Raw genomic sequence first — 18915 nt, forward strand, 5'->3', positions numbered from 1 at the left:
TCATGATAACGTTCTAAATACAATTTAATTCGCCAAGTCCCTAATTTATGTTCTTTTCGAAGTTCTAATACTTTATTTACAATTTCTTGCTTGATTTGATTGGGAAATGTACGAGTTATTGTTTTCTTTCTAAGTAAACCTTCTTCTCCGTATTCATCATATGCCTATTTCCATTTATAACTACATTTTGTTATCTGATCAAATAATCGAGAATTAAAAATTCGAGTAAGTATTATTAATTTATTTTACTACTTTTTCTCAAAATCAAGTAGCCTAATACTCCAGCAATTAAAGATGTTAATAAAACGGCTAATTTAGCTTCATCAATTAATATTTCACTATTAAATGATAAATTAGATATAAATATAGACATCGTAAAACCGATACCAGCTAATAATCCTACACCTAAAATATGGTTTAAATTACTCCCTTCTGGTAACTGACCAATGCCAAATCTTGAGCAAATAATGGAACTTAATACAATACCTATTGGTTTACCAACTAATAAACCTAATAAAATACCTAATCCTAAAGGAGAGCTTAATCCTTCAAGCATCTCGTTATAAATAGTTATATTAGTATTAGCAAATGCAAAAATTGGAATAATAATAAAGTTTACAGGCTTTACTAAGGCATGTTCTAATCGTTCTAATGGCGATTCTTGATCAGTATTATTTGTTGGTAAAGTCATTGCTACTAATACACCTGCTATTGTAGCATGTATACCCGAATGATGTACAAAATACCATATAAATATTCCTGGAATCAAATATAAATAAGGATTCTCAACGTTTAATCTATTCATTAACACTAATACTCCTAGGCCTACACCCGCATACATTAAATACACTAAGTCTATACCTGATGAATAAAATAAAGCTATCACTAAAATAGCTATCAGATCATCCACTATAGCTAATGCAGCCAAAAAAATCTTTAAACTTATCGGAATCCTTTTGTCTAACAATGATATAACTGCTAATGCAAATGCAATATCTGTAGCCATAGGAATTCCCCATCCACCTGAAGTATCCAAACCTATATTAAAATATATATATATTAACGCAGGCACTATCGCACCACCCATTGCTGCTAAAATAGGAAGAATAGCTTTTTTAGGTGATGATAGTTCACCTTCTACAATTTCTCTTTTTATTTCTAGACCTACAAGTAAGAAAAAAATAGCCATTAATCCATCATTAATCCACATGCTTGTACTATACTTTAAATGAATCCAACTATTTTCGACTCCAAATTCATAAGATAATACACTTTTTAATGTGTCACTTAAAGATGAATTAGCTATAATTAAAGAAATCAGTACGCATAAAAAAAGGAGGAAACCTCCAAAATTACTCGACTTAATAAATTCTTTGAATATTTTTAAATTGATAGAACTAGCCATAATTTAACTTTTATTATTTTAGAGCAAGATAATAAAAAATATGCAACTTCATAAATTGGCTTTCATTGGGTAAAATATCGTCATCTCATACTAACATTTCTGGCAATAAAAAAGTTATATTCTAAAAACAACTAAACCTTAACATAATTTCTAAAGCAATTCATCAATAAATCCCCATTTTGAGTGGAATTCTAAAAGAATTTTGTATCGAGAAAAAGGTTTTCAAATAATCTGGTTAAAATAAGACTACCTTATATAGAACAATTCTAAAACTCATCAAAAATGAGAGGTTTTTCAAAAAAATGAGTTCTATTTTTAAAAAATGAGTAGAATTAACAAAAATTGGTCTGTTTTTTCTAAAAATAGGTATTGACTTGCTCAATAACTTCTCTGAACTTTGTATAGCATTAACCGTTAACCCTTTACCGTTAACCGTAAAACACAAAAACATGAGAAAATTAATACCTATTATACAAACACTCATCTGCTACCTTTTTATTGTTTTATTTGTCTATGCAGCAGTCAGTAAGCTTATCGATTTTGAGACTTTTCAAACGCAATTGGGACAATCACCCTTATTAGCTAGTTATGCGATTCCTATTTCGTATGGAATTATTGCTATAGAACTTGTAACAGCAATCTTTTTGATGTTTGAACGGTTCCGAGCATTCGCTTTACAGATTTCACTTTTCTTAATGGTGATGTTCACGACCTATATTATCATTATTCTACATTTCACGGCATTTACTCCTTGTTCTTGTGGTGGTGTTTTAGAAAAATTGGGATGGACAGAACATCTCATTTTTAATGGTGTATTTGTAGGATTGGCTTTAATTGGCGTTAGAATAACAAACATCTCTCAAACATGGAGAGGTTATGTAATTCAACAATTCTTTCTTATTTTAATTGGAATTGTTAGTGTAACCATTTTATATGGTTTATCAGAAAAGAAATCTCAGTATAACAATGCGTTTACGCGTAAATACATTCCGCATTTAGCAGAAAAACAAACTACTCTCGATTTAGAATCAACAGGTTATTATATAGCAGGTATTGATAGTTGTTATCTCTATTTAGCCAATACAGAAACACCTTTATTTCTTAAAAGGTATGATTATCTCGCTAATCAAATAAAGGATATAAAACTAGAAATTGATCAATATAAACTGCCTTACAAAAGAGTGATTGCTTATGTACATACACCTTATTTTTATTTAGGAGACGGTTCAGTTGGTATTTTACTTCGGGGTAGAATTGACGATTGGAAAGCAAAAACCATTTCTAAAGGAGATGTATATTATAATCAATTTGTGGTCGCAGATTCTTCTAAGTTTGGGATAGCAACTTATAGTACCAAAGTAAAAGCAAATGTATTGGGATTGTTATCAGCGCATCATCTTCAACTTAACTATGGTAGTCTAGAAAAACAACTTGATGGTACATTTGAGTCGGACGGCACATTACTATGGAATTCCCAATTGAAAAAGTTTATTTACGTCTATTACTACAAAAATCAGTACCTCGAATTTGATGCTGCGTTAGCTGAAATGAAAACAGGGTATACCATTGATACTATTTCTAAAGTTCAGATTGATGTAGCCTATTATAAAAAAACACAACAATATAAACTAGGTCCGCAAACCTTACTTGTAAATAAATTAGCCTCTACTTATGGTAACCAACTCTATATATCGACTGATCGATTAGGTAATTTCGAACAAAAAATAGAAGGAGCAAGCATTATAGATCAATATGATTTGGTGAACAAAAGCTATACTCATAGCTTTTACCTCTACCATTCACCCAAAAAGCAACTTAGAAATTTTAGCATTTACAAAAACAAAATATTTGCGATTGTAGATCATGAACTTTATATCTATAATAAAAGAAAATAAATCGTTGCGCAACGCAGGGGAAGACTGAAAACCTGTACAATAGAGTAAGTCACCACATTAAAATTATATAAAATGAAAACAAATTTTCTAAAAAAAGCGCTACCAATTGGGGTAGGAATGATGGCTGTTGCTTTTGCATTTGCCACTGAAAGTAAAACTTCTCAAAACAATGAAGAAGAAGTATTAATGACAGGATATATTTACAATTCTGCTACAAATCATTGTGATGAAGTAAAGGTTGATTGTAATTTAACGGGGAGCATACCATGTACTATTGGTGAAATTGGAAATGAACAAGATGTTTTTGAGTTGAGAGATTCTTCAGAAACATCTTGTACGATTCCTTTATATCGTCAATAAATATTTAAGTTTAATTTAAATAGGAACGGAGCATCATGCTCCGTTCTTTTATTTTAAATACGTATCAAACCAATTTAAAATTGAGTTAGATAGAAAAAGTTGATTTTGTTTTTTTGTTAAAGTATGTTCTTCATCATCAAACAATAACATTTCTCCTTCTTTTCCTAATCGATTCATAGCCATAAATAAATAAGTACTTTGATTAGCATTAATATTGGTGTCTTTTTTTCCTGTCCAAAGTAATAAAGGTATTTTTAGTTTTTCGATATGATACAGAGGCGAGTTTTTGAAATATTGATCTTTTATCTTGTAAAAACTATCTCCCATACGGAACTGAAAACTTTCTAATCGCCACAATTGATTAGTGGAAAATGAAACACTAATATCATGGTAAAAACTAACTAAATCAGTCACAGCAGCCCCAGCAACGGCGGTTCTAAACAATTTTGACTGTGTAGCAATAAAGGCTGTTTCATATCCACCAAATGAATGTCCAATTAAACCAATTCTTTTTTGATCAATTGTCGACAGTTCTACTGCTTTTTTTACGGCATTTTCTACACTTACCAAAGCAGAACTACCTGGGTTACCAATTTCATACTCTATATCGGGTAACAAAACAAAGTACCCTTTTGTAATGTAATTAAGAATATTAAATCCATCTTTAGCGTATAATGTTGGAATAGTAAACTCATTTACTTTTTTCGATGTGTTTTCGTAAATGTACACAACCATAGGATATGCTTTAGTAGAATCGTACTGAGAAGGGTATAAAAGAGCCCCATTCATCACGTTTCCATTTATAGATGTATAGTTTATATTTTTAGAAAAACCTAAGTCGTATTCGCTTAGCTTAGAGTTACTTTTGTAAACAAGACGCGTTGTATGATTAGTGGAAAGTTCATGAATTGAAGGTGATTCATTGTATTTTGCTTTTCTATAATACAATTTATTTTTGTTGCTATCACTGTAAATTTGATTGATTTCGGCATCCGTACTAAAAGAATGTATCACTTTTCCCTTTTTTAAAATCGCTATTCCATGTGACTGATCATCTTTATGGTGTTTAATAATCAGTGGTTTATTCATGTCAATACTACGATTTGATGAGTTCGTTAAATTAATAGATGCCAAACGATTATACTCTTCTTTTTGTTCTCCAAAGGTGATTTGCTTTACTTCATTTTTATCTATACTAAACTGCCACAAATCATAGGTTGACGTTAGTAGAATAGATTTTCCATCCTCTGACCAATAGGGCTGATCAAAAGGCGGTTTGTCAGAGTCTGCTTTAGTTCTATCATAAAAAAATTGAGAAAGGCTTGTTGTTAGTTTCTTATGCGTTTGTTTTTTTACATCATACAAATTCCAGTTATTATTTTTAAAATAAGCAATGTATTTTCCGTTTGGAGAAACGGAAATAAAATTAGGATTAGTATACAGACTATCAATTATTTTATATGATTTTTTTGATTGATAATCATTTAAATAAACATCTGCAATCTCAAAATATCTATACTGTGGTTCATACTGTTTTCTATCAAATGTCAAAGCAAAAGGGACATGATTTTCAAGAGAAAATTGTTTTCCTTTTATTTCCATAACAGTATTGTGCTCATCTACAGACCAAATTAATCGTTTATACGCATCCTGTATTTTTATTCTTTTATCTTTGAGGTAATCCCACGTATCATTGGTAGACCACTTTTCAATTCCTTTTAAAGAATCTTCGGTACTTTTTTCATTTAGTTGAAATTCAATATACTTTCCATCCGCTAATACACGAACAGATTCATCAAAAAAGTAATGAGAAGGATTTATTTTCAACCAATCTTCTAAATTGATGAAATTCAGCCTTTTTGTTTGGAATGCATAACGAACTATTTTTCTCTTTTCATTTTCATTTTCAAGAAATGAAAAATAATACCCATTTTTACTCCAATTATTTAGAGGAGATCGATCATTAAAAATGAATGTACCTGTATCACTTGATAGCTGATCAATAGCCTCTAATTTTGAGCTATAAAAACCAACTGTTTTTTCATCCTTAGAAAGAATTGCTAATGTAGATGAAGCAGGGCTCCAACTAAAGTTGGAAACATCATGCTTTGTAACAAATTTTTCCGTCTTGGTATCGAATAACGTTAAAATATCATCAGCTGATAAGTAAGCAAGCTGTTGACTGATTGCGTCAAATTCTACTTTTCGAATTGGTTTATTCAATACAAGAACGCTTTTCGAATTTCTTAAATCGATTATTTCAAGTTTGCTTTCACTTAAAAGGATTGCAAAATGTTCGTTATTAGAAAATAAACTCTTTTTTGTATTTTCTCTTTCTATTACATTTGAGGTTGAAGGATGAAATAATCGGACGATATTCTTACCTGAGAAGAACTCAGAGGTTTCAATCCAATTTCCGTTAGCACTAATATTACGAATTGTTGTATTAGTAGACCATATACTGTCTAAATCGTGTGTATATGTTTTCTTATTTATCACTTGACCAAAGACGTTGTAGGTCGAGAGAACAAATCCCAATAGGATGAGGAATATTATTTTACTTATTTTTTCCATTGGTACTAATTCTGTTGTTTGTATGAATGCCTTTTTATGATGTTGTATTTGTAGTACAAACTCTTAATAGCCTTGGTTTTGTGGTAATAGATTTGGATTAATTAAAAGTTCAGCTTCTGGTATAGGTAATAATACATCTGTTGCTTTCCAATTGGGTTTTATGGGACTTAAGACTTGATCTGCCAATTTCCATCGTTTCAAATCAAACCAACGATGGCCATGTTCTGTAAACAATTCATGTTGACGTTCCGTTACAATTGCTTCAAAAATATCTTGAGAAGATGAAGTTGTGATAGGTGTTAATCCAGCTCTTTTTCGAATACTATTTATATCCTCTTTTGCTCCATTCAAATTGCCTAATCTCAATCGTGCTTCAGCTCGAATTAAAACCTGTTCAGCAAGTCTAAAAACAATGGTATATTCTTTACTTGTTGTTGTCGCATACTTTTCTTTGTATTTGAAGGGCATTACCCAATTTTTCCCATTAGTAGTAATTTGTTTTGTCCATTGTTGTTTTCTCAAATCAGTTGGCTCAAAAGATTCAAATAGTTGAGGGGATAAAGATGCATTAGGAGGAGGACCAGCCTCAAAAATGTATATACCACCTTCATTAGAATTTCCACCTTCAGCTTTAGCTTTTAATTGGAATAGTGTAGAACGACTTTCTTTCAAAAACTCTTTATTTAACTCATTCTCTAATTGAAATTTACCTGAATTAATAAGTTCAGACGACTCAATTTCAGCTTTTTCCCATTGCTCTTGGTAGATGTATAGACGTGCTAATAATGCAGTAATGATATATTTGTTCGCCCTAAGATTGCTTGTAACCGATGTAAGCTCACCTAATTGTTGTTTAGATTCAATAAGATCTTCTTCAATTTTAAGAAGTACATTTTGATGACTTGTTTTTGAACTTTTCTGATTAATGGTATAATCTGTTGTGGTAATAAATGGAATATCTCCAAATAAGTTAGTTAAATAAAAGGATGCTAACGAACGGATAAATAGTGCCTCAGCTTTGTATTGTTTCTTTTGCTCTTTTGTCAATCCATTTGATTTTTCTACACCTTCTATTACCGCATTGCATTCGTATATTACTTTATAAGAATTTGTCCAAATCCCTTTTACACCGTCATTTGTTGGGATAATTTGATGTCTGTAAAATAAGTCCGTACCGCTATTAGCAGTAGCATAACTATCCAACTCGTCTGAGTAAATTCCCATGTAAAAACCAGCACTAGATAAATTTCCAGCTATTAAGCTGTTATCACGTAATAATGCATATAAAGTAGTTACAGCGGCTTGTGCCGTTTGGTTTGTTTCAAATACATCTGTTTGGTTCAATTGCCCTTTTGGAGAATCTAATTCCACAAAATTCTCACAACTTATTATCGTATTTCCCATTAGGAAAACGAATAAAGAATAGCTTACTATGTTTTGATATTTTTTCATAATTGTGTCATTAAAAATTAGCTTTAAATCCTATCGAAATTCTTCTCAAAGAAGGTAGATACCCAGTATTTTGTTCCGGATCACCATATTTATACTTACTCCATGTCCATAGGTTTTGACCTTGAGCATAAATCACATATTGATTGGACTGATTTTTACTTAGAGGAAGTTTATAAGACAATGAAACATTTTTCAATCGAATAAAAGACGTATCGGTTACCATTGCATCGCTACTATTGTAATTAGAATAGGCAATACTAGCTGCTTGATTTGCTCCGCTCGAGTAATTTTGTAAATTCCCATTTACCACAGAAAAAGGCTGATTACTCATTGTACCTGGCATAGCATAGCTATAGAATTCATTAAATCCTTTTTTCTTAACGAATTGGAAAAAGAGCTCGACATTAAAGTTTTCATACGAAACAGAATTAGAGAATCCACCATAAAAAGAAGGATCTAATGATACAACTTGTTGTTTATCTTCTATGGCGGTTATCTTACCATCTCCATTATAATCAGTAAACTCATACAAACCAGTAGTTGGATTAATCCCTTGCAGATGATACATTTTCTTAGTGTTCAATGATTTTCCAATCACATACATATTTGCATAGGAGGTGTTTTCTAAACCTTCAAATGCCACCAATCTATTTTTAGGAATAGTAAGATTAAAAGAAGTAGACCAGTTGAATTTAGCAGATTTTATAGGAACAACCTGCAAATCCATTTCCCAACCTTTATTTTCTACAACCGCATTCAAATTCGCTTGTATAGAGGTAAACCCCGTTATAGTGGGCAAGCTATAGCCAACTAATTGGTTACTTGATCGGTTTTGATAATAATTCAGCGTTAGATTAATTCTATTTTTTAGGAATGCTGTTTCTAAGGCAAATTCTAACTTTTTATTTTTCTCCCACGAAAAATCAGGATTATACAAACGTGCTGTTGTCAATAGTATATTTCCATCATATCCATTTTGACTGATGTTATAGGTATTTAGGTATTGATAATCTCCAATTTGATCATTTCCTGTTACCCCATAGCTTCCTCTCAATTTCCCAAAACTTAACCATGATACGTCACGTAGAAAACTTTCTTTCGAAAAAAGCCAAGCAGCACCAACTGCACCAAAATTTGCAAAACGATGATTAGGACCAAATCGGCTCGATCCATCTCGTCGTCCTGTCAAGTTAACGAAGTATTTTTCGTGTAGATTATAATTTACTCTTCCATACAGAGCAGCATATTTATATTGCTCTTCAGTATCCTTGTATATCGTCACGTTTTTAGCCGCGCTTAATACATTCATTAACTGGTTGTCTGTAAAACCATTTGCCATAATCACCAACTTAGTTGTTGTTTGGCTATTTAAAGTCCCACCAACTAATACGCTTAGTTTACTCGAAGCAGTTAAATTAAATTTAGCATCCAATTGGGGTTCTATTAACCACCCTTCATGATGACCAGAATTTTTTGTCATGTTAGATTGTTGACTTGTAGCACCAAAAGAAGGATTGCGAATGGTATGTGGATTAAGTTGACTATCATCTAAATCTGATCGATTGTATCCGACATTAGATCGTAAAACAATATTATCCATCAACAGATAACTTGTATTTAGATTTGTGTTTAGATTACGTGTATTATTGCGGTAACTAGCATTGAGTGCCGCAAGTGGATTTGTCCAAGTATTGTTTTCCCAGTTTAAGCTACCATCTTCATTAAACAACCGCGGAGCATTTGGAACAAGCGTTCTTGCAATTCTTGTCAAATCTTGTGTAGGTAAATAGTTTTTATCCTGTCCATAATTAGTTGTCCATTGCAATTTTAGTTTGTTATTCGCTGTTTTATGGTTTAGTGTCGAAAAAAAGCTGAATTTATTGTAGGCATAATTACCATAGAAAACAGAAGACTCTTTCATTACATTGGCACCTATCATAAAATTAGTTTGCTCATTTCCACCATTTATAGACGTACGAATGTTGTGATTGAAAGCTGTATTCCCAATAAGTAGTTTTTGCCAATCCGTATACCTGGTCTGATCCCATGTTCCATTTATGTCGTAGGCTGTGGTAGGGTATGTCGTTACACCATCGTTTGCAAAGGCTTTTTTCCTTATTTCTAGATATTGTTCTGTATTAAGTAGTTTAGGAAACTTAGTAGGGTTAATAACCGTGGTAGAAGCATCTATAGAAATACTTGTTTTAGTCGCTTTTCCCTTCTTTGTAGTAATCAATAGTACACCATTGGCTCCCCGTGATCCATAAATAGCCGTAGCATCCGCATCTTTCAAAACTTCGATAGATTCGATAGATTGTGGATCGATATAATTTAAAGGATTTATAGACGAATACATGAGTATTCCTCCACTTGTTGCATTATCTCCCATCGAATTGGTATCAAATGGAACACCATCTACTATAAATAGAGGATTATTCCCCGCAGCAATACTATTTTGGCCTCTTACCCGAATTGTATAGCCACCACCAGGCGTTCCAGAAGTTGGTGTAATCTCTAAACCGGGAACACGACCTTGTAAAGCATCTAAAACAGAATTCACGGGTTGATTCTCGATTTCTTTTGCGGTAACACGTGCAATAGACCCCGTACGTTCTTTGTCTTTTACATTGTAGTACCCTGCATTTATCACCACATCTTTTAGCTGAATCCCGTCATCTTCTTTTGTGAAACTTACATTTATCACACTTCTATTCAATACCTCTTCTTCTCGAATAGGGAAATCCAATTGCTCAAAAATTAGTTTAGCATTATCCTGTTGTAAGGTCAACGAGTAATTTCCATTTGCATCGGTAAAAGTGGAATTATCGGTTCCCTCCTCTTTTACCATTACGCCCACTAGCGGGACTTGTAGTTCTTTTACCGTTCCAGTCACGGTTTTTCCTGTTTGTGCCAACAATGGTGTTGCACAAAACAATCCCAATAGCACACTTATTGTATGCCTATTGAGTTTAAAGTAAAATATTTTCATAATTTTACAATAGTTTTTTAAAATTCAACATTAGTTTTAAAAGCCACTCCTTTTCCTGTACATCGCGCCAACTTTGTTTTAGGGAAAGGGGTTTGTTTTTTGCGTTTGACGTGATACGCTTAACGTTTTACATTTTTTTTCTTATTAATATTCAAATCCTTTTTTAACAACGAATTTATAAACCGTCATTGCTGAAAAGTCGAGTGTCAATTCGGCGTAAGGAGCGTTAAAAATGATTTACTGTTCGCATTTCAAATGCGAATGATTTAAAGCATTTAGCGAGTAGCCATTATTGACCGACTTGTAAGCACAGACTTGATTTTTTGATTACTTTTTGATCAAGCAAAAAGTAATATACCGAAGCTTATAAAGCTTCTCCTCTTAATCTCAAATGTTTTTTCATCAAGGTTCCCCGAAGGGTATATGAATTCATTCGAAAACAATAATAACTCATGAATAAAAAATGAATAAATACTGTTTTACACTACTTTTTAAGTTACACCCAAAATTCCCCCTCCAACAAGTTTTAAAAATTACATTAATAAATGAAAAAAATTAACACTAATCATTTTATGAAGATCATTTATACTCTTTGTGGTGTCTTCGGGGGATAGAGTGTGAATCTGTTTACTCTTTCATAATTTTACATAAGTTTTTTAATTCAACATTAGTTTTAAAATCCACTCCTTTCCAGTACATCGCGCCAACTTTGTTTTGGGGAAAGGGGTTTTTGTTTTTACGTTATGCGTTATGCAAAACTATTTTTTCAATACCTAATTCGTTTTCAAGAACGAATGTTAGAGTCGACATACGATTTGCAGACGAGTTTCAATCCATTGAAACAAGCGTAAAAAAGATTAGTGAGCGTATGCGAATCATTTAATCTTTTTAGTGCGTGAGATGGTAATTGAACGTCGAAAATCGCGGTCTTGTAATGCTTTGCATTCATGAATACCTTAAAAATAATAATAAATCATATGAATAACTTTTGATTACTTTTTGATCAAGACTTCCCCAAAGGGTACATGAATTCATATGAAAACAATAATAACCCATGAATAAAAAATGAACATATAATTATTAATCAACTTGTAACAATTTATACCTAAGCTCCACTGGAGCTTCTCCTTTTAATTTCAAATGTTTTTGTGTCAAGACTTCCCCGAAGGGCATATGAATTCATTTAAAAACAATTAAAAAAGTAATGAATAAAAATGAATGTAAAATCCTTTTTATCACATGAGTATTAATCAAAGCTTATCATTTAGCTGTCATTCTGAGCCTGTCTCAGAATCGCATCCAATATATCATTTCGAGATATCGAGAAATCTTTTGTCACTTTTTTTCGTCAAAAAAACTAACGAAAAAAGACTTGTCTTTGATTTTCGACGGTCAAAATAAGTTTCAGCCATTCAATATTTTAAATCATTTGCTACGCAAACAGTAAAATATTTTAACCATTCTCTTCAACTTTTTGACACTCGCCTCCAAATCATATGACATTTTATGATCCTTTTTCAAATACATAATACATTGTACTTTTTACATTTTACTTAATACTTTATACATCACAACTACTACATTTTACACTTCTAAAATCTCAATACTAATATCTAACATCTACTATGTACATCTTACAATTCTAACTGAATCGAATAACCGTCTGTGCATTTCTATTATAAGAAATACATATTTAGAGAGCGTACTTTACTTGATTTGTAGAGGAATAAAACCAAGCATATTATATGAAGTTCGATGCGATTGTGATGGAAGAAAACGACCAAAAACAAGAAAGGCATGGAACTCTTCTTAAAGCTTTTGAGGTACTGGTATACCGAGCAACAATAAGAGAGCCCACGCCTAGGTCGTGAGCAAATTTACTTATTTTCTCGTTGCTACAAAAATTACCAGTTTTCAAAAGCGAGATAAAAGTATTTTTACTTTATATTTTAACTATCTGATAACAAATATAATAATAATATTTTAATTGCGCACTATCGACCGCGTTTTTTTTATTTACTACTATTAATTTGCTATCATGGATAGTTCTAATAGACGTATATGTAAATTCATATATAATAACTGGATAACAAAATCTGAATCACAAAGAAAGTTTGCTGACGAACATAATATTGAAGAAAGCGTTGTCAGAAAAATTAAAAAAGCTTCTCAAGATGATAATTATATTGAATATAATATGCCAATATCAACACTTGAAAGAATTTGTGAGGCACGAGAAATTAAGTTATATGAATTTTTTAAATTAGTCAACATATAAAAGGCTCCTAATGGAGCCCTATCTATTTTATACGTTTATATCTTTTATTTTAATAATTCTTCCTGGATTTCCTACAACTGTGGCTCCATTTGGAACATCTTTTATAATCACTGCTCCTGCACCAATGGTACACCATTTACCAATTTTTATACCTTGAATAATAGAAGCTCCAATACCAATATGTGTCCCTTCTCCAACTATTACATTGCCTGCTAAAGCAACATTGGGTGAAATATGTACAAAATCACCTAACTTACAATCGTGATCTATAGAAGCATTTGTATTTACGATACAGTGTTTACCAATTACAACTTCACTATTAATTGTTGCTCCCATCATCACAACTGTACCCTCCTCAATAACCACTCTTTGGCTAATATTCGCTTTAGGCGATAGTAAAGAAATAAACTGAAGATGATTTTCTTTAATTGCAATTTGTTTTCTTATTTTATTACTCCCAATACTTATCACTGCATTACCGTTTAGATTAGTAGCTGAAATAGCAATTACAGTATAATCTAATACTGAAGTGATACTAGTGTTTGCATCAATAAACCCCGTTATATTAATAGCTAAATCTTCAGCAATTTCAGCAATTACTTTTCCATGTCCGCTTGCTCCGTATAAATACATGTCTTAATTATTTCCGTTAAAAGGTTCTATTGTTACATGCCCATCGGCTGAAATTCCTTCTGATTTGAACACTTTTTTGAACGTTGAAAAGAATACCTTTACATCCATCAAGAAAGATAAATTATCCACATAGTCCACATCTAATTCAAATTTTCTTTTCCATGTAATGGCATTTCTACCATTGACCTGTGCCCAACCTGTAATACCCGGACGCACATTGTGACGACGTTTTTGCGTTTCACTATATAATGGCAAATATTGTGGCAACAATGGTCGAGGACCTATAATCGCCATATCTCCTTTCAAGACATTGATTAACTGCGGGATTTCGTCTAAACTTGTTTTACGAACAAATGCACCAATTGGAGTTAAACGTTCTGCATCAGACAAAAGATTCCCATTAGCATCTTTCTTATCGTTCATCGTTTTGAACTTAATAATCCTAAAGATTCTCTCATTCTTACCAGGTCTAGCCTGAAAGAAAAACGGTTTTCCTTGATTGGCAAAACATAGAGCTATAGCAACTATCAAAAAAATAGGAGATATCATTGTAAATCCTATCAAAGCAATTAGGAAATCAAAAAAACGTTTGAAAAAGTGTTTGTACATTCTAAAATTTCAATAAATTTAACACTGCAAATATCATAAACTTTCTATTATCTCTCATTAAGTGTGTATTATATTTCCATATTATAAAATTTCTTTGGAAATAACTGCCCAAAAAGTTTTTGTAAATGTAATATTCTTCGGAATTTTTATCTAAATATTGAATGTAATTCATCGCCTGATTTTGATAATACCCTCTTAAAACTTCTGATGATTTTTCTTTAATCGTATTCCAAGACAATTTATTTAGATGTCCATGTACATTTTCTTGATGTAAACGATAATGAATAAATGAATTGCCATCAATAAAAACTTTAAAATTTCTCGAACGCGCAAAAAAATACACCAGCCAATCATGGGAAAAACCCTTCCAATTAGAAGCATCTAGATTTAATAAAAAAGATTGCAAATCCTTTGCAAATCCTTTTGTAAAAACATAAGTGCAACCTGCACTACCTCCTTCAAACAAAAAATCAAATTTTTTTTGAGGAAAGTCTTTTTTAAGTTCACTCAAGGAATTATTAGAAGTATCCCATTTTGTAAGATTAGAGCAGTATAATTCAGCCTTATTTTCTATTAGTTGTTTTACAGCGCTACTCATTTTATTAGATAACCAAATATCATCTTGGTCTGAAAAAGCAACAAAGTCAAAATCTTCATTAAAATCTAAATTAATAACCATTTTTAGAAAATTTTTCGCTGCAGAACCTGTTCCTGGAAAATTTTGATTAACAGGAATATGAGGATAAAATTCTTTTATAATATTTACTGTATTATCTTTACTTCCATCATCACTAACAACAGTATCTACTAAAACATCTTTTTGAGCAAGAATAGAGTTAATTTGTTCTTTTATATATTTTTCGCCATTGTAAGTTGCCAGAAGGACTTTTATTTTATTCATTCCAAATAATTATAAAGATTTTAGCATTAGTATTCTCCACTTTAGGACTTGTAGTAGACTAGATCTATTTCCCGTTGTCACATTTCCACCATGCCTTCTATAATAGATAAGATCTTCATTAATAAACCCTACTTTTCCTTTTTGTATATGCTTTAAACCAATGTACCAATCATGCATTGGTAAATCTTGCCTAAAAGGTAATATATTTAAATTATTTTTAAAAGCCATTGTACATCCCAAGAATTTATTCTTAAGCAATAGTTTATAAAATTTTAATTTAGGAATTTGTTGAAAAAAACGTTTACCTATCCTTTGCCCTTTATTATTTATTATCGCTGCATTAGAGAAAATACAGCTGTAGGATTGATTAGCTTCAAAAAAATCTATAATAACTTGCACTTTATCACTTCTCCAAATATCATCTTGATCAGACAAAAAAATAAAATCTCCACTAGCATTTTTTATTGCATTTTCAAAATTTCCAATTACACCTTTAAAGTTCGTATTAGGAATGACTTTTATTCTACTATCATTAAATCCATTTATTATTTCTATCGTTTTATCTGTAGAATTATCATCAGAAATGATAACCTCGTCTCCAATCCTTAATTGGCTCAAAATAGACTCAAGTTGCTCTTTTATATATTTTTGACCATTATAACTAGCTAGACAGACTGATATTTTGTTTTCAATCATTCAAATCAATATTTATATTATCAATAATCTTATTAGAACTCCCTCCTAAATTATTAATTTTCAGATTTTTATTACTAGAAGATTTAAAATTATTATTCTTTATTAAGTTTCGTCCTGTTGTTTTTCCTAAAACTACACTTTCTTTATTAGAATCAACAAATTCTATTGTATTATTTGTAAAAATATTATTATTACTATAATCTTCTAATAATATTACCGAAGTACCTTTTCCATTTTTAATATTATTAGTAGAGAAGTGACTATCCCAAGTCGAGAATAATCTAATGGTTTGTGTATTATTACTACCTGTTGAATTTAGCCATGAATTAGAAACCAAAAGACCTGCTGTATTTTTAATATCTAACGCATATTCTTCACATAAATCAATAATAGAATTATTAATATGTAAACTTAATATTCCTTCATTATTAATTCCTTTTTTTGCTGAAAAAATTCCAACATTAGAAATTATTAATCCTTCAGATTTTTTATCACTTTTTTGTATTTCAATACCAACATCAACTGCACTAATTTGAGAATTCGTTATATAATTATTTACTGATTGACCTGATAAAATTATTCCTTTTAAAACTTTAGGGTTTTGATTATTGTTAATATCTATATCTAAATTACTAATTTTTGTATTCCAAGCATTTACTAATTTAATACCATACTGTACATTTTGCAATAAAACATTTGTGATTGTTGTATTTCTTACATTATTAATTGTTATGCCTGTTTTACCACGACCATATATGAAAAAATTTTCTAAAAAAACTCCTCCAGCATTAACATATATTCCATCATTATTTATTGGCTGCAAAATTGTTGAATACTTACTTTCTCCAACTAATCTTACATCGTGCGTAATTTTTATCTCTTTTCCTAATAAATATATTCCACTTGGAATAAATATTAAGCGTCCAGGATTTTCATCTATTGCTTTTTGAATTGCTGAAGAATTGTCTATAGCTGTTTGCCAATTTTTTGCTGGTTTAGCTCCATATTTTACAATAGAAACACCAAATTGCTCACTTGATTGAGCTAACGAATAAAATGATACAATTAAGAATAGAAAAGTTATAAAATGCTTACTATTTTTTTTCATTTACTTATTTTTAAAAAATTACATAAATTTATGAATATTTTTTTTTTCAAAAATTGTTAATTTATATAAGACAACTGTTGACAACATAATTATTGAAATACCTATAGGGTTATTAATAAATGGGTTTGTTAAAGATTGAAGATATGTAAAACATACACTTAATAAAAATGGTAAAACAAGCTTTTTATAATTTTTACTTTTTATTTTAAAATAATATTTGAAATTAAGGTACAAAAGATACAACCAAAAAGAAATCCCAATAATACCTTGTTTATGAAAAATTTCTAAAAAAGATATTTCCATATGTATTGGCCTAAGCTCAACTCCATGACCAAAACCATGACCAAATAAAAAGCTAAATACTGATATTTCATCAACTACTTGATTAATAGTATTAAAACGTATAATGTCTGAATCTGATTTATCTCCTAAAGTTTCAAACAATATTGGCAATAAATAAATAGCTAAAGAAATACCTATAACACTTATAAAAATTTTCAAAAATATTTTTTTATTGATAAAATATATATAAAAAGCATATACTAAAATTGACATAAGTATAAACCCTCTTGTAAGTGTAAGGCACAAAGCTGAAAAAACTAAAAAACTCAGAATTTGATCAATTTTTTTATTTGAAAGAATTAGAAAAAGAAAACCAACTCCTAAATACAAAAATCCTTTATAAAAAAACATATACTCATTTCTGAACATTACCTCACTATTCTCACTCTGCCCCTCATAAAAAACATCAAAATTTAATATTCCTAAAAAAAGCATCAGTACAATAATAATATAGATTATAGCCATAAATACTGAAAAGTATTTGATAATGTTAATCACTTTATCAATTGTTCTAATACTATCAATAGTTATAATAAAAAAATTTATGATTATAATAAATATTAACGGTTTTATATCCTCAAAAATATTTTCTGGTTCTGAATTACTGAAGAATCCAATACTTAAAGAAAATAAAGTAAGAAGTAAGAAAAAACCTTCTAAAAAAAGTAAATTCTTGTCTAAAATTATTTTTTTTGCATTAAAAAAAGTTAGTATCATTGCAACACCAAAAAGTACCATTTTTAATGATAATGGTCCAAACTCTAACATTCTACCACTACCTCCTATTACAATTTCGATTAATATGAAGTATAAGAACAACCTTAAAAAATTAAAATTTTTATTTATGCTATTTCCCAAAATAAAAAAAAGTTTTTAATGTCAATTTATAATAATTTCTATCATTGAACCTACTTTGTTTAATACTTCTTAATACAAGTCTAGTTTTATAAAAGAAATACTGCATAAAGTTACCTGTTTTAAAAAAAAGATACTCTGCTTTAAGTAATTTAGAATATCTATTTAAAGAAACATTTTTTTCAAAATTCTTTTCAACAGATAAGTTTTGATAAATTTCACTATTTAATACTTCAACTAATTTACCTTTTCGATAAACCTCTCTATAATACCAATGATCTAAAATATCTAAAGGATAACCTAGATTAAAACCTCCAATGGATTCCATAAAATTGCAATTAATAATAGTTCCAGAATTTATACCAGAAATATGACTTTTCTGAATTCCCAAAATTTTATTTCTTATCGGACGAAATCCACCTAAGTACAAAACTGAAGGCGAAATAAAACTTTGTTTGTTATTAAAAGATTTAACTATTGGAGTATAGGTTACAACATCAGAATTGCTATCTGAATTTAGATTCTCAAAATATTCATCTGTAAAAAAAGTATCTTGATCTAATAATAACAACCATTTACATCTCTTTTCAAGTGCTAATTTCAACGCATAATTATAAGCAAATGCTAAACCTGGATTATTTTCATTATGAACATATTCGAATTCTCCTAAATTCTGAAATCCCTCAATATTTTGTTGTGTTTGTGAATTATCATAAATAATACCTTTTAATTTTATTACTTTATTATTTCTAACAATAGATTTATAAGTTTCTGAATCTTTAAGATTTGTATTATAAAGCACTAAAACAACAAACAAT

13 protein-coding genes are annotated in these 18915 nt (G+C 30.2%); 2 read left to right on the forward strand and 11 right to left on the reverse strand.

The genetic code is table 11. From position 1 onward, the window contains the following. Positions 1–235: 235 nt before the first annotated feature. On the reverse strand, positions 236–1405 hold the full coding sequence (gene nhaA / locus B3578_RS05895; protein WP_038337095.1) for a Na+/H+ antiporter NhaA: 1170 nt from the start codon (positions 1403–1405) through the stop codon (positions 236–238). 449 nt (positions 1406–1854) lie between these two features. On the opposite strand from nhaA, the gene B3578_RS05900 reads away from it, so the two are divergent. Beyond that, complete coding sequence (locus tag B3578_RS05900) at positions 1855–3300, forward strand: DoxX family protein (protein WP_349676196.1); 1446 nt, start codon at positions 1855–1857, stop codon at positions 3298–3300. Positions 3301–3372: 72 nt separating this feature from the next. Next, positions 3373–3660: a DUF6520 family protein gene (locus B3578_RS05905; protein WP_038337094.1), complete on the forward strand. Its 288-nt coding sequence runs from the start codon at positions 3373–3375 to the stop codon at positions 3658–3660. Between the two features lie 48 nt (positions 3661–3708). Here the strand turns inward: B3578_RS05905 and B3578_RS05910 are convergent, their stop codons facing one another. The 10 genes from B3578_RS05910 to B3578_RS05955 all read right to left on the reverse strand — a co-directional run bounded on the left by B3578_RS05910 (position 3709) and on the right by B3578_RS05955 (position 18914). Continuing rightward, positions 3709–6234 carry a prolyl oligopeptidase family serine peptidase gene (locus B3578_RS05910; protein ID WP_291047288.1) on the reverse strand — a complete coding sequence of 842 codons (2526 nt, stop codon included), beginning with the start codon at positions 6232–6234 and terminating at the stop codon, positions 3709–3711. A gap of 63 nt (positions 6235–6297) precedes the next feature. Beyond that, a complete protein-coding gene (locus B3578_RS05915; protein WP_291047289.1) occupies positions 6298–7686 on the reverse strand; it encodes a RagB/SusD family nutrient uptake outer membrane protein in 1389 nt (462 codons plus the stop codon). 10 nt (positions 7687–7696) lie between these two features. Continuing rightward, a complete protein-coding gene (locus tag B3578_RS05920) occupies positions 7697–10627 on the reverse strand; it encodes a SusC/RagA family TonB-linked outer membrane protein (protein ID WP_291047290.1) in 2931 nt (976 codons plus the stop codon). Between the two features lie 2353 nt (positions 10628–12980). Further along, complete coding sequence (locus tag B3578_RS05925; protein WP_291047291.1) at positions 12981–13586, reverse strand: acetyltransferase; 606 nt, start codon at positions 13584–13586, stop codon at positions 12981–12983. Positions 13587–13589: 3 nt separating this feature from the next. Continuing rightward, positions 13590–14195 carry a sugar transferase gene (locus tag B3578_RS05930; protein WP_291047293.1) on the reverse strand — a complete coding sequence of 202 codons (606 nt, stop codon included), beginning with the start codon at positions 14193–14195 and terminating at the stop codon, positions 13590–13592. A 1-nt stretch (position 14196) separates the two neighbouring features. Next, positions 14197–15096, reverse strand: coding sequence for a glycosyltransferase (locus tag B3578_RS05935; RefSeq protein ID WP_291047295.1), 900 nt, complete (start codon positions 15094–15096; stop codon positions 14197–14199). A gap of 9 nt (positions 15097–15105) precedes the next feature. Continuing rightward, positions 15106–15792, reverse strand: coding sequence for a glycosyltransferase family 2 protein (locus tag B3578_RS05940; protein ID WP_291047296.1), 687 nt, complete (start codon positions 15790–15792; stop codon positions 15106–15108). Then, positions 15785–16900, reverse strand: a complete 1116-nt coding sequence (locus tag B3578_RS05945; protein WP_291047298.1) for a glycosyl hydrolase family 28-related protein — start codon at positions 16898–16900, stop codon at positions 15785–15787. The genes B3578_RS05940 and B3578_RS05945 overlap by 8 nt, the downstream gene beginning before the upstream one ends. Before the next feature lie 18 nt (positions 16901–16918). Then, complete coding sequence (locus tag B3578_RS05950; RefSeq protein WP_291047300.1) at positions 16919–18100, reverse strand: hypothetical protein; 1182 nt, start codon at positions 18098–18100, stop codon at positions 16919–16921. Further along, positions 18090–18914 carry a glycosyltransferase gene (locus tag B3578_RS05955; RefSeq protein WP_291047302.1) on the reverse strand — a complete coding sequence of 275 codons (825 nt, stop codon included), beginning with the start codon at positions 18912–18914 and terminating at the stop codon, positions 18090–18092. The genes B3578_RS05950 and B3578_RS05955 overlap by 11 nt, the downstream gene beginning before the upstream one ends. Position 18915: the final 1 nt, after the last annotated feature.

Source organism: Empedobacter sp. UBA1574, from assembly GCF_002322895.1.
Lineage (GTDB): Bacteria > Bacteroidota > Bacteroidia > Flavobacteriales > Weeksellaceae > Empedobacter > Empedobacter falsenii_B.

Coding starts and splice junctions, on each gene's coding strand:
- B3578_RS05900 (WP_349676196.1), top strand. CDS start 1,855: ATGAGAAAATTAATACCTATTATACAAACACTCATCTGCTACCTTTTT.
- B3578_RS05925 (WP_291047291.1), bottom strand. CDS start 13,586: ATGTATTTATACGGAGCAAGCGGACATGGAAAAGTAATTGCTGAAATT.
- B3578_RS05905 (WP_038337094.1), top strand. CDS start 3,373: ATGAAAACAAATTTTCTAAAAAAAGCGCTACCAATTGGGGTAGGAATG.
- B3578_RS05940 (WP_291047296.1), bottom strand. CDS start 15,792: ATGATTGAAAACAAAATATCAGTCTGTCTAGCTAGTTATAATGGTCAA.
- nhaA (WP_038337095.1), bottom strand. CDS start 1,405: ATGGCTAGTTCTATCAATTTAAAAATATTCAAAGAATTTATTAAGTCG.
- B3578_RS05915 (WP_291047289.1), bottom strand. CDS start 7,686: ATGAAAAAATATCAAAACATAGTAAGCTATTCTTTATTCGTTTTCCTA.
- B3578_RS05930 (WP_291047293.1), bottom strand. CDS start 14,195: ATGTACAAACACTTTTTCAAACGTTTTTTTGATTTCCTAATTGCTTTG.
- B3578_RS05910 (WP_291047288.1), bottom strand. CDS start 6,234: ATGGAAAAAATAAGTAAAATAATATTCCTCATCCTATTGGGATTTGTT.
- B3578_RS05935 (WP_291047295.1), bottom strand. CDS start 15,096: ATGAATAAAATAAAAGTCCTTCTGGCAACTTACAATGGCGAAAAATAT.
- B3578_RS05945 (WP_291047298.1), bottom strand. CDS start 16,900: ATGAAAAAAAATAGTAAGCATTTTATAACTTTTCTATTCTTAATTGTA.